Origin of the sequence: Glaciecola sp. HTCC2999, from assembly GCF_000155775.1 — a bacterium.
Classification (GTDB): Bacteria; Pseudomonadota; Gammaproteobacteria; order Enterobacterales; family Alteromonadaceae; genus Opacimonas.
Window position 1 is genome coordinate 337,386 of sequence record NZ_DS989811.1, and the last position, 12,778, is coordinate 350,163.

The 12,778-nt window shown below is 40.7% G+C and carries 11 protein-coding genes; 2 read left to right on the forward strand and 9 right to left on the reverse strand.

Annotation, left to right across the window (positions count from 1 at the left end):
• Positions 1-293: 293 nt before the first annotated feature.
• The gene (gene phbB / locus G2999_RS05460) at positions 294-1,016 is read left to right on the forward strand and encodes an acetoacetyl-CoA reductase (RefSeq protein ID WP_010179551.1); all 723 of its coding nucleotides are present in this window, start codon (positions 294-296) and stop codon (positions 1,014-1,016) included.
• A 67-nt stretch (positions 1,017-1,083) separates the two neighbouring features.
• On the opposite strand, the gene G2999_RS05465 is transcribed toward phbB, so the two are convergent.
• From G2999_RS05465 to G2999_RS05505, 9 genes are all read right to left on the reverse strand, one after another.
• Positions 1,084-2,280, reverse strand: coding sequence for a lytic murein transglycosylase (locus G2999_RS05465; protein WP_010179552.1), 1,197 nt, complete (start codon positions 2,278-2,280; stop codon positions 1,084-1,086).
• A gap of 64 nt (positions 2,281-2,344) precedes the next feature.
• Entirely contained in the window at positions 2,345-3,571 is a 1,227-nt protein-coding gene (locus tag G2999_RS05470; RefSeq protein WP_010179553.1) for a polyhydroxyalkanoate depolymerase, read from the reverse strand.
• A gap of 128 nt (positions 3,572-3,699) precedes the next feature.
• Complete coding sequence (locus G2999_RS05475; protein ID WP_010179554.1) at positions 3,700-4,047, reverse strand: phasin family protein; 348 nt, start codon at positions 4,045-4,047, stop codon at positions 3,700-3,702.
• Positions 4,048-4,083: 36 nt separating this feature from the next.
• On the reverse strand, positions 4,084-4,728 hold the full coding sequence (phaP, locus tag G2999_RS12635) for a TIGR01841 family phasin (protein ID WP_010179555.1): 645 nt from the start codon (positions 4,726-4,728) through the stop codon (positions 4,084-4,086).
• 225 nt (positions 4,729-4,953) lie between these two features.
• Positions 4,954-5,376, reverse strand: a complete 423-nt coding sequence (gene phaR, locus G2999_RS05485) for a polyhydroxyalkanoate synthesis repressor PhaR (RefSeq protein ID WP_010179556.1) — start codon at positions 5,374-5,376, stop codon at positions 4,954-4,956.
• Positions 5,377-5,506: 130 nt separating this feature from the next.
• Positions 5,507-6,871: an NAD(P)(+) transhydrogenase (Re/Si-specific) subunit beta gene (locus tag G2999_RS05490; protein WP_010179557.1), complete on the reverse strand. Its 1,365-nt coding sequence runs from the start codon at positions 6,869-6,871 to the stop codon at positions 5,507-5,509.
• A 12-nt stretch (positions 6,872-6,883) separates the two neighbouring features.
• Entirely contained in the window at positions 6,884-7,159 is a 276-nt protein-coding gene (locus G2999_RS05495) for an NAD(P) transhydrogenase subunit alpha (protein WP_010179558.1), read from the reverse strand.
• Positions 7,156-8,310: an NAD(P) transhydrogenase subunit alpha gene (locus tag G2999_RS05500; RefSeq protein WP_010179559.1), complete on the reverse strand. Its 1,155-nt coding sequence runs from the start codon at positions 8,308-8,310 to the stop codon at positions 7,156-7,158. The genes G2999_RS05495 and G2999_RS05500 overlap by 4 nt, the downstream gene beginning before the upstream one ends.
• Before the next feature lie 140 nt (positions 8,311-8,450).
• Entirely contained in the window at positions 8,451-10,232 is a 1,782-nt protein-coding gene (locus G2999_RS05505; protein WP_010179560.1) for an alpha/beta hydrolase, read from the reverse strand.
• A 236-nt stretch (positions 10,233-10,468) separates the two neighbouring features.
• Between G2999_RS05505 and mrcB the strand changes: the two genes are divergently transcribed.
• Positions 10,469-12,775, forward strand: a complete 2,307-nt coding sequence (gene mrcB, locus G2999_RS05510) for a penicillin-binding protein 1B (protein WP_010179561.1) — start codon at positions 10,469-10,471, stop codon at positions 12,773-12,775.
• Positions 12,776-12,778: the final 3 nt, after the last annotated feature.

Below are 12,778 nucleotides of genomic sequence, written 5' to 3' on the forward strand. Positions count from 1 at the left end.
TTTACTCATTATCGAATTGAGAAGCTATATTTTAGTGCATAAGAATCAACACCTTTAAGTACCTAAAGAAAGTGTGACGTTGTTCTTCAATTAATCCTATCTAAAACGTATTACCCTACTATCCCTTTATATTTATAAGTATAAAACTCAATATTTATAAAAACCCACTAAAGTAGTATAAAAAATATACACAATGTTAGCTTACAATAGGGATATACGTTATCCAGATTACACATTTTGCAATGATGTACTGAACCATAGTTATCATTATAATTAATTCAAGGAGAGTTAAAATGGCACGAGTTGCTCTAGTTACAGGTGGTACTCGCGGGATAGGTGAAGCGATTTGCCTTAAGTTAAAAGAAATAGGTTACAACGTTATTGCTAATTATGGTGGTAATGATACCGCAGCTGCTGAATTTACGAAGCGCACAGGTATCCCCGCGGTGAAATTTGATGTATCAGATTTTGATGCGACAAACACAGCGATCCAACAAATAGAAAATGATATTGGACCGGTTGATGTGTTAGTTAATAATGCAGGTATTACACGTGATGGTACTATGCATCGCATGTCTTTTGAGCAGTGGGATGCGGTTATCCAAACTAATTTAGCATCATGCTTTAATACATGTCGTGCAGTAATTGAAGGTATGCGTGAGCGTAGTTTTGGTCGTATTGTGAACGTTGGTTCGGTTAATGGTCAAGCTGGCCAGTACGGGCAAGTAAATTATGCTGCTGCAAAGTCAGGAATTCATGGATTTACCAAAGCGTTAGCTCAGGAAGGCGCAGCAAAAGGGATTACGGTTAATGCGATTGCCCCAGGCTATGTAGATACTGATATGGTACGTGCGGTACCTGAAGATGTGCTAGCGAAAATCATTCGCACTATCCCTGTAGGACGTTTAGGACGCCCAGAAGACATTGCTAACTCAGTAGCATTCCTAGTTAGTGATGAATCTGGTTTCATCACCGGTTCTACATTGTCAATCAATGGCGGCCAACACATGTACTAAGTCTTTGGCCTAGTATTTTGTGAGAGCAATTAAGGAAAACACCTACATATAATGTAGGTGTTTTTGTTTATGAGGTGGCTAATTGGGCGGCTTTTTCAAATACTTCAGGATGCGCAAACCCATCTGCAATCATGCCATTATCTAGCTGAAAAGCGCGAATTGCAGCACGTGTACCTGAGCCAATCACTCCATCTATACCATTGACATCATAACCAAGCGCTTGCAAATGACGCTGTAAAGCTTTGGCTTCATCGCGCAATATTGGTTGTGTATTGGGGAATGATGCTACTAAGCCTGGGGCATTATTGATTTGTTCGGCTAATTTTCCCACTGCAATAGCATAAGATTGTGATGCATTCCAACGCATAATAATGTGAAAGTTTTTATAGGCTAAAAAAATTGGGCCATTATAGCCTGATGGTACGATGACCGACGCTGGATAATCAATATCCGATAGGGCATGTCCATAAACCGTTTTTACGCCTTGTTCACGCCAAAAAGAAAGTGGCTTTTTAATTTTTCTGTCTGCGAGTGAGTAGTCAAAATCTCGTGGCAAGGTGACTTCTCGGCCCCAGCGATACCCAGGCTCCCAGCCAAGTTTGTGAAGAAAGTTTGCAGCAGATGCCAGCGCATCACGCTCAGAATTAAATAAATCAATATTCCCGTCACCATCGCCGTCAATAGCATATTGTGCATAAGTCGTGGGCATAAACTGAGTATGACCCATCGCCCCAGCCCAAGACCCTTTCATCGTATCCACATCTAAAGATTGATTTTGTACAATATCCAACATGGTCATTAGCTCATTCGTGAAGAAGGTTTTGCGGCGAGGTTCACATGCCAGAGTTGCTAATGCATCAATCGTTGGGATCTTACCTTTGTACCCACCATAGTTTGTCTCTAAGCCCCAAAATGACATAAGATATTGACCTGGGATACCGTATTGGTCCGTAAGTGCTTGTAAGAACTCTCGATGTTCATTGAATTTTTCACGACCTTTGTTGATACGCCAGTCATTGACCCGTTTTGAATAATAGTCTGCAAATGTTGCTAGGAATTCAGGTTGGTTACGATCGAGCTTCACAACTTGTTCACGTTGTTTGGCCTTTTTAAGGGTTTTGTCTATCGTCACTTGGCTTATGCCGTTAGATTTAGCTTGAGTTGTTAATGCACTGATGCACTCGGAGAAATTTATTTGTGCATAGCTAGGTAAAGTCATCCCAAAACTTGCTGAGATGATAAATAAAGAGGGTAAAAGCTTCATGCGTGATCTCATTCTAATTATGAAATTGAATAGTACGAGATTTTGCATGAAGTTTCACATAGATTTAGCGTTTATCGTATTTATGGATAAATTCAGAGATTAATGGACGAATATATTGGCGGAATTTTGAACCACTAAAAATCCCATAATGTCCTGCACCTTGTTGAACATGGTGTTTACGCATGCCATTAGGTACTTGTGTACAAATATCTTGAGCCGCTTCGGTTTGCTTCAATCCGCAAATATCATCATCCGCACCTTCAACGGTTAATAATGCCGTATTGTTAATAGCGTCGAAATTTACAGGCTTATTATTATAGGTGATTTTACCTTGTGCAAGTTCATTGTTTTTAAAGATGCGTTCAATGGTTTCTAAGTAAAATTCAGCTGGAATGTCTAATACTGCCATATATTCATCATAAAATGCGCGAAAACGATCTGCATCTTCAGTGTCACCGACCAACAAATTTTGGAAAAAATTTATGTATTTCTTATTATGCGTTTCTTGGTTCATCGAGATAAAACCACCCAACTGCATAAAACCAGGGTATACATTTCGCCCTTCACCAGGATATCCATAAGGCACTTGCATGATAGCTATATTTTTAAACCAGCTCATAGGACGTGTTTGCGCAAATTCATTCACACGGGTTGGATTTTGAGTAGGGTCAATTGGGCCAGCCATTAAAGTCAATGATACCGGTGTCGCTTTGTCTTTATTTTCTGCTAATACTGCTGTCGCAATCAATGCTTGAACGGTTGGCTGGCAAATTGCGATTAGATGAGTGTCTTCACCTAAAAACTGCATAAATTCGATAAGATAGGATACATAACAATCAAAGCTGAAAGGCCCCTCTGATAGCGGGACTTCTCGCGCATCAGCCCAATCGGTGATATATACTTCGTGGCTTGGCAGTAACTCTTCTACAGTGCCTTTTAACAGTGTCGCAAAATGCCCTGATAAGGGGGCGACTAATAACACTTTATGGTTGTCCGTTTTACCCATACGTTTGAAGTGGATTAGATCACAAAATGGTTTGGCAAAAGCAACTTCTTCTTTAACTAAGTAAGTGTTGTCATCAATAGTTACTTCATCAATGTTAAAGCCAATTTTTTCATACCGACGAGTTAAGCGCATGGCGGTTTCAAGAGATGCTTTGGTGACTTTGCCAGGCCAAGTGTAAGAAAAAGGATTCGCTGGGTGGCTACTAAAGTCATTTAGGATACTTAATCCTTCATGCATGACTTGCGCGCTACGGGCCATATAGTCATAAGCTTGGTAATTGTTCATGCGGTGTCCTTAGCTTGTTACTTGAAGCATAGAAAAGAATTTATGCCGTATATATAAATAACACTTCGTAGCATCACTATTGCGGCACTAACGAAGTGTTATGTCATATTGCTTAAAGAACTGACTAATTACTTAGCAGCTGCCGTTGCAAATTTAGTACCCATTTCTTCAGAAGCTTCTTTTACAAGCTCAGTTGCTTTCTTTTGAGCAGAAGTTATGACTTCATAAGATTCTTTAGCTGCTTCGGTCACAGTTTCCTGCAAACCTTCGATGTAGGCTTTTTGTGTTTCAGCAAGAGACATAACATCTTTTTGCTTGCTTGCCGTTTCAACGAAAGACATGCCGTCGCTTAATAAGCTAGAGAATAATGCGTTTTGTTTTTCAGCGATGTCTTGTAATGTAGACATGTTTAATGTTGCTAGTTCAGTTACTGGTTTCATTGACTCTTTAAGTTGGTCATTTAGTTGTTCAAACATGATGTTACTCCGTTTAGTTTAATATAAAAATTGGTATTACGCTTTTGTCGCTGCAGCAGTTGCTGGAGTCGCAGTGTTTTGCTTTGTAGTAGGCTTTGCAACCGGTCTAGCTTCTGCTTTCACTACTGGTTTTGCTACTGGCTTTGTAACAGGTTTATTTTGTGCTTCTTTTGCAGATTTTGCTGTCGCCGGCTTGCTTGCTGTTTTTACTGCAGGTTTCGCTTTAGCCGCTGGCTTTGATGCCGGTTTAGCAACTGCTTTTTTAGCAGGAGCTTTAGAAGCTGCTGGTTTTGCAGAGGCTGCTGGCTTAGATGGTGCTGCCGTAGCTACAGTCGGCGCTTGAAAAGCGGCTGGAACTTCTGCAGATGCATCATTTAAACTGGTTTTTAATAAATCCGTATACTCTTCGCGGATGTCATTAATTGCACCATAAGTATGTTTAGAAGCGTTAGCGATGCGCTCTTTAACCGCTTCTGCATAAGATGTTTGCGCGGCAATGACACCCTTGACTTCAGTTTGTATGGTAATTGCCTCAACGTATTTAACGCTATCAGCCATGAAGCCTGTGAAAAATTCTGTTTGCATTTGCGATAATTCTTCCAATTTTTTCGCGTTTAATGCAACAAGTGAGTTGACCGGTTTTGTCGATTTTTTAACTTGCTCTGAAAATTTACCAAACATGATTCTGTCCTCAATCACTTAATTAAATGCTGCGCTGCAACATTGACTTGATTTAATAATAGTAACTGTACAAAAAAAGGTCAAGTAAAAATTGTTGCGGTGCAACATAAATTTTCAGATTTATTTTTAAAAGTTTTTTATATCAATATCTTGAGGGGTGTTGCGGTGCGAAAAAATATAGTCGTAATACGATGGTGGTAGTGAGTTGAATTGTGCTGGTTGAGGTTATTTTTTATCTTTGCTTGCGTTCCATGCTTGCAAATTCGTTTCCATCATTTTACCAAAAATCCCAATTGGAGATGTATCGACCATATTTTTAACCACGGATTGCACTTTATCTTGTTGTTCCATGAATTGGACCAGAGACTGCTCGAGGTATTGCCTCACAAAAGGCTGCATATCTGAACCATAAAAACGAATCAATTGTTGCAGTAGCTTATCAGTTAACAATGATTGAGATTGGTTGGTTTCGGATTCGCTAATGATCTGTAATAAAATAGACTTAGTAATCACATCCGCTGTTTTCGAATCGACAATTTCAAACTCGATACGCTCGTTGATTAAGGTTTTGATGTGCTCAAGGTTAATGTATTTGCTCTGTGATGTATCGTATAAACGACGATTAGGGTATTTTTTGATAGTAATCACAGAGGAGATTTCCTTGGAGGCAGGATTATGAACAATACAGTTAAAACAATACTGTATAGCAGTTTCCCCATACTCGCAAGGAAACTGCTATTTTATCTCTTCATTAGGATGGTAAAGAGAGGCATATTAATTAATCGTTAAATTGACGTACGATGTTGTTGATAACCTCTTTTGCATCACCAAAAATCATTCGTGTATTATCTTTGAAGAACAAGGGGTTATCTACACCAGCAAAGCCTGAAGACATACTACGTTTGATAACAAACACGTTTTTAGCTAAATCTGCATTAATGACAGGCATACCATAAATTGGGCTACCTTCCAGTTCACGTGCTGCCGGATTAACGACATCATTAGCACCAATGACAATCGCAATATCAAAGTTTTCCATCCGAGGATTCACTTCATCCATTTCTAATAATAAATCATATGAAACATCTGCTTCTGCTAATAATACATTCATGTGGCCTGGCATACGCCCCGCAACAGGGTGAATACCATAGACTACCTCGGCATCATTTTTTTCTAACAGTTCTTGTAATTCTTTCATTGCATGTTGTGCTTGAGCAACTGCCATTCCATAACCAGGGATAACTAAAATAGACTGCGCCGCCTCAAAAACATAAAATGCATCTTCGGCACTGATCGGTTTAATTTCACCTTCGACCACAATTTCGTTGGTTACTACTTCTTGGAAACCACTCGTGAGCACGTTGATTAATGAGCGATTCATCGCCTTACACATAATATTCGTAAGAATAATACCGCTGGCTCCTACCAGAGCTCCTGCGACAATTAAAAGGTTATTTTCAAGGGCGAAACCAGCTGCACAGGCGGCTAAGCCCGAATAACTATTTAATAAAGAAATGACTACGGGCATATCTGCACCACCAATGGGTAATACCACCATCACCCCGATGGCTAGTGCCAATACAATTACCACAACAATAAAGAATAGCGAAGAGGGATTTAGCACATACAAGCTACTGAATAGTATTGTTGCTGCAATCAATCCATAATTAGCGATAGCTTGTTGATTAAAAACGATAGGTTTACCGGAAACTCGCTCGGATAATTTGCCCCATGCGACTAATGATCCTGAAAATGTGACTGAACCTATGATTAAGGCAATGACACTTATGCTTGCAATCCCACTAGATAGCTCTGAGGCGACCATCGCAGCTATCGCTACTGCAGCACTGGCTAAACCACCCACACCGTTAAAGAGTGACACTAACTCTGGCATGCCTGTCATTTCAACTTTTTTGGAGACATAGACCCCGACGGCTGAACCCGCAAGAATGCTGACCATGATCCATCCATATGACACGATATTTTGGTCCATTAAGGTCACAATAATGGCAACTAGCATCGCGAGCCCTGAAAGCATATTGCCTTTTCGGGCTGTCGCAGGGTTGCCTAATAGTTTGAGACCAAAAATAAATAAAGCTGCGGCAATGACATACACAATATTGATTAATATTAAATTATCCATAAATTTGTCTCCTTACTTCTTTTTGAACATGGCAAGCATGCGGTCAGTCACTAAGTATCCACCTACCACATTGACTGTCGCACAAAACACAGCAATGACACCTAGCACGGTGGCAGCAGTACCAGAATCATTTCCAGCCAGAACAATAGCCGCTAAAATAGTAATGCCTGAGATAGCATTGGCACCTGACATTAATGGCGTGTGCAAAGTTGCAGGGACTTTTTGAATCAATTCAAAACCTAAGAAAATGGCTAACATGAGAATGAATAGTAAATAAATAGCGATCATACAGTTTTCTCCAAATCAATATTGTGGTGTTTACGGATCACTGGATTGACAATATTGCCAGCATGGGTGATGACACAGCTTTGTAAAATGTCATCAGTTAAATCTAAGTTCACCGTGTTCGTTTCTTTGTCAGCAAATTCACTGATCAAATTAAGCATATTGTTGGCATACATTTGACTGGCATCTTTAGCAACCATGCAGGGCCAGTTGCCATTACCTACTAAGTAAACGTTTTGTTTTAATACCGTCTTGCCTGCGACCGTTCCTTCTACATTTCCACCATTTTCAGCAGCCATATCAACAATCACACTGCCAGGTTTCATTTTACCAACAGTCTCTTTACTAATTAATTTCGGTGGTTTACGACCAAATAATTGTGCTGTAGTGATCACGATATCTGAATCTGCAATACAAGCTTCTTGCGCAGCTTGCTGCTTAGCCATTTGTTCGGGGGTCAGTTCGGTGGCGTAACCTTGTTCAGTTTGGGCCGTTTGTCCCAAATCAATCTCTAGAAACTTACCACCGAGTGATTTAACTTGTTCGGCAACCACTTCACGGGTATCAAACGCAGTCACGGTTGCGCCCAAGCGCTTAGCTGTAGCGATGGCTTGTAGACCTGCAACACCAGCTCCAATCACGAATACTTTCGCCGATTTAATGGTGCCTGATGGGGTCATCATCATGGGTAATATAGTATTTAATTGTTGCATGCCGATGCTTACCATCGAATAACCGGCGAGACTTGCTTGGGAGCTCAACGCATCCATTTTTTGGCAACGACTTGAACGGGGGATCATTTCCACACTAATACTCGTTTGCCCTGAGTCGGATAGAGCGGTGAGATAATCTAATTCATTAAAGGGATCTAGGAAACTAATCAAACATGCTTGGGATTTGCATAGTTTAACGTCTGCTAAAGGGAGTTTATTGACGGTAATCACAAAATCGCCAGCAGCGAGAATGCTCTCACGCGAGGTGACTATCGCACCTGCGGCTTCATAAGCATCATCGGAAATGAAGATATGATCTCCTAGTCCACTTTCTACAACGATATCAAGACCTAATAATGTATAAGCTTTGATATTACTAGGCATTAACGCACAGCGTTTTTCATCCTGTTTGATCTCTTTTGGAAATGCAATGGTTGTCATCTATACCTCCTTTTCTAATTTAAATTCGAGCGCAAGCAAACCTAGTTATCTTTTACAACAACTAAAAGTAAAGTGGTGTCACCATAAGGACTCACTTAAATCGCATCTTATCGATATTGACGCGTTTGCTTTTTATATGTTTACAAGCGTTTTAACACATATTTCCCCGGCGCTGGGTAAAGCGTGGGATAGTCTTTGTGTGAACCAGGCTTAAGTGCCTTGGTGTGTTTGCTTGATTTTTGGTCTAGCCATGTATGCCAATCGTTCCACCAGGAACCGGCATGCTCAGTTGCACCGCTAAACCATTCTTCTGCGTCGTTAGGGAGGTTATTATTTAGCCAATGTGGGTACTTGCCCCCATTGATTGGGTTGATGACGCCTGCTAGGTGGCCTGAACCAGCTAATACAAAGCGTTTATCTCCAGATACATATTGTAATCCTTGGTAAGCTGACTTCCATAACACGATATGATCAGCCATCGTTGCGAGGAAATACACTGGGACGTCAATGTTTGACAAATCAATGCCTACACCGTCAATGACCCAGGCATTCGGATCTTTCAACTTATTTTCCCAATAGGTGTTACGCAAGTATTGCTTGTAACACGCTGCAGGAATGTTGGTTGAATCAGAATTCCAATATAAAATATCAAATGGAGCAGGATCTTTGCCCTGTAAATAATTTTTGATAAAGAATGACCAAAATAGACTGTTTTCTCTGAGTAAACTAAATGAAAGACCGAGGATCCGACCATCAAAGATCCCTTTGATATCAGCATTATTCTCGATCATCGGTAACATTTCTTCAGATAAATAATTTCCAATTTCACCCGGTTCAGAAAAGTCTAACAAGGTCGTGAGTAGAGTTAACGAAGCAATGCGATTATCACCTTTGCTGCGTAGGTAAGCCGTTGTCACTGAGCTGAGTGTGCCACCGACACAAAAACCCGTTAAGTTGACTTGTTTTGCTTTAGCTATAGCACACACCGCATCGAGTGCCGCTATGGGGCCTTTTTTCATATAATCAGTAAAATCTGTGTCAGCAAGTTCAGCATCAGGGTTTACCCAAGAGATCATGAATACATCATTACCTGCGTCAAGTAGCGCTTTGACCGCTGATTTTTGTTCGTCTAAATCGAGCACGTAATATTTATTAATAAACGGGGGTACAAATAAAAACGGTAATTCGTTGGTGTGTTCTACTGTTGGATGATAATGAATCAATTCAATTAATTCATTTTTATATATGACCTCACCGGGAGTGGTTGCGAGATTTTCACCTACTGTGAAAGCGTCGGGATCGGTTTGAGTAATTTTAAATGCTTCTAAGGGGGACTTTTCCAAGTCTTCCATAAAGTTTTGCATGCCCTTGAGGATGCTTTCACCATTCGACTTTAAAATATCTTCACACACTTCTGGATTAGTCAGGACGTAGTTAGTCGGGGAAACAGAGTTGATATATTGGCGAGTGTAAAACTTGATTTGATCCGCTGTTTTTACATCTTTGAAATCCATCGCATCAACAATATTTTCGATCATTTGTGAATTTAATAAATATGCTTGCTTGAGATAGTTAAATACGGGGTTTTCTTGCCACTCATCATGGCCAAAGCGGCGATCAGAACGCGGCTCAGTAATGACTGGCTGGGCAGCTTCACCCATCATCGCCATGCTAGCTTGTTGCCATAATGCAGATTGTTTTTCCATGAATGAGATTTGCGATTGGAGTAATTTCGCAGAATCAATCTCCACTTTATCTGACATTAGCGAGATAAGTTTGTTAGGATCAAAGATCGAAGCAACGTTGGAGATTTTGGCATCGTCAGTGGCTTGTTTAGATAAAATATCTTGTACCATCGCATTAAATACTTGGCTGTATTTGTTAATGCTTTGAAGTATTTCCTCGTGCTCACTTTGTCCCATGGTCTTTTCTTGCCTATGCAGTAAGATGGTCAATATGTAACCATACTAGAAATTACTGTATAGCTTGTCTATAACATTACGACTAGAGTGTTACAACGATACTGTTACTATTAAGTTAATAGATAATTAATGTACTGTGTGTTGGTATTTTTAATTTAAAATAGTCTTATGTTTATCAATAATTTAGTCGCTTTTGTTAATATGCGAAATGTAAATATTAGAATGAGAAAAAAATCTTGCTAAAAAGTATATCCGGCTGGTTTAAAGCGCATTTCTGGCCCTTGACTATTGTGATGTTCACATTAATAGCTGCGTATTTGTTGTATTTAGATGCGTTGATTAAGCCCCATTTTTCTGGCAATAAATGGCAAGTACCTGCTCAAATTTATGCCCGTCCTTTGACATTTAGCATCAAAGAAGAAATTACTCAAAAAGAAATTATTGATGAGCTCAAACTACTCGGATATCGGCGTCAATCGACCGTCACGAATGTTGGTGAATATGCCGTTGGGCGGAACTCATTAGTGGTTTATCGGCGGGCATTTGATTTTGCCGATGGATACGCGGCACAACGACATGTTCGAATTCAATGGCAAGAAGGGCGTATCAGCGCTATTAATGATTTAGATACAAATCATTCCTTACCTCAATTGCGCTTTGAGCCTTGGTTGGTTACTAGACTCGTGCCGGGCAGTCGAGAGGACAGGATGTTGGTTACGCTAGATGAAGTGCCAGTGATCCTGACCGAAGCCTTGATCATGGTAGAAGATCGCAGTTTTTATTCTCATTGGGGAGTGAACCCCATCGGCATTGCCCGTGCTTTGATGGCCAATATCAGTGCCGGTCGAAAGGTTCAAGGGGGGTCAACCCTCACTCAACAACTCGTTAAAAACTTATATTTAACTCGCGAACAATCTTATACCCGTAAAATTAAAGAAGCGTTAATGGCACTGGTGATTGACGCGCGTTATAGTAAAGAAGCGATTTTACAAGCGTATTTGAATGAAGTATTTATAGGACAAAATGGGGGAAAAGCAGTACATGGTTTTGGACTGGCGTCACATTTCTATTTTGACCGTCCGATAAATGAGCTTAACCTTCCTGAGATTGCAACTTTGGTAGGCATGCTTAAAGGTCCCTCTTATTATAATCCAAGACGATCGCCAGAACGTGCTCAAATAAGACGTGATTTAGTGCTTAAAATTCTATTTGATGCAAATAAAATTGGGAAAGAAGCCTATTTAAATGCGGTCAATTCGCCATTAAAAGTTGCCAGTGGAACGAGTTTAGCTAGCGGAAAACATCCTGCGTTTATGGATCAAGTTTCACGAGAACTGAGTACTATATTAGCTGATCCCAATATTCGCCAATCAGGTTTGAAAGTTTTCACAACGTTAGATATTAATGCCCAACGCCGCGCTGAGAGAGCCTTATCAACTCGAGTGGCAGCGATAGCGAGTAAGAGAAATATAGGTGCTTTACAGGGGGCGATGGTGATCAGCGATATTCGCAGTGGTGGTATTCGTTCCATGATTGGTGATGCCGTTGTGGATACGAAAGGCTTTAATCGTGCGTTGGATGCACGCCGCTCAATTGGCTCTTTAGTCAAGCCTGCAATTTATTATAATGCTCTACGCGAGCCGACAGTGTATCAACTTGCCAGCATGTTGCCTGATCAAGCGATAGTGATGGAAGATCCACAAGGAAAGCGCTGGGCGCCACAAAATGCAGATAAGAAATTTTTAGGTGAAGTACGCTTATTAGATGCGTTGATCAATTCACGTAATTTGCCTGCTGTACAAGTCGCGTTAGATACTGGTATTGAAAATGTAGTAGATACCCTAGCGGCATTAGGCATCGATGAACCTGTACCCGCGTTACCGGCTATTTCATTAGGGGCAGTCAATTTATCGGCATTACAAGTCAATCAAATGTATCAAACGCTCGCTAATGATGGCTTATATAGACCCTTACATGCGGTGAGCGCGGTGTTATCACCTGACAATGTGTTGTTATGGATGCACAGTGATTACAGTGAGCAGCGCATTGATGAGCGCGTGGCGTATTTATTAAATTATGCATTGCATAAAGTCACCAAAGAAGGCACAGCAAAACAACTAGGCGCACGTTTTGGTGGGATTAATTTAGCGGGTAAAACCGGTACGACAAATGATTATCGTGATAGTTGGTTTGTAGGGTTTGACCGGAATTTACTCGCGAGTATTTGGGTAGGGGATGATAATAATGCTAAAACCGGTCTTAGTGGCAGTAGCGGTGCGATGCAAGTCTATATGGATTTCCAGGCTCAAATGGAACCAAAGTCATTATCTCGACGTTTCCCTTCAGGTTTAGAAATCGCTCATTTTAATGCTAAGACGGGGGCGCAAATGTTAGCTGGTTGCCCTGGGAGTATATCATTACCGGCTATTTCATCAGGTTTGAATGAAAAAGTAATGAGTTGTAATGGGGCAGTGGTGCAAAAGCCTAAGCCCGTCAAACCGAAGAAAAGATCGTGGTGGGAGCGACTCTTAGGGAACCTTTGATAA

Coding starts and splice junctions, on each gene's coding strand:
- G2999_RS05495 (WP_010179558.1), bottom strand. CDS start 7,159: ATGATCGCTATTTATTTACTATTCATTCTCATGTTAGCCATTTTCTTA.
- G2999_RS05475 (WP_010179554.1), bottom strand. CDS start 4,047: ATGTTTGAACAACTAAATGACCAACTTAAAGAGTCAATGAAACCAGTA.
- G2999_RS05465 (WP_010179552.1), bottom strand. CDS start 2,280: ATGAAGCTTTTACCCTCTTTATTTATCATCTCAGCAAGTTTTGGGATG.
- G2999_RS05500 (WP_010179559.1), bottom strand. CDS start 8,310: ATGACAACCATTGCATTTCCAAAAGAGATCAAACAGGATGAAAAACGC.
- G2999_RS05470 (WP_010179553.1), bottom strand. CDS start 3,571: ATGAACAATTACCAAGCTTATGACTATATGGCCCGTAGCGCGCAAGTC.
- G2999_RS05490 (WP_010179557.1), bottom strand. CDS start 6,871: ATGGATAATTTAATATTAATCAATATTGTGTATGTCATTGCCGCAGCT.
- G2999_RS05505 (WP_010179560.1), bottom strand. CDS start 10,232: ATGGGACAAAGTGAGCACGAGGAAATACTTCAAAGCATTAACAAATAC.
- phbB (WP_010179551.1), top strand. CDS start 294: ATGGCACGAGTTGCTCTAGTTACAGGTGGTACTCGCGGGATAGGTGAA.
- phaP (WP_010179555.1), bottom strand. CDS start 4,728: ATGTTTGGTAAATTTTCAGAGCAAGTTAAAAAATCGACAAAACCGGTC.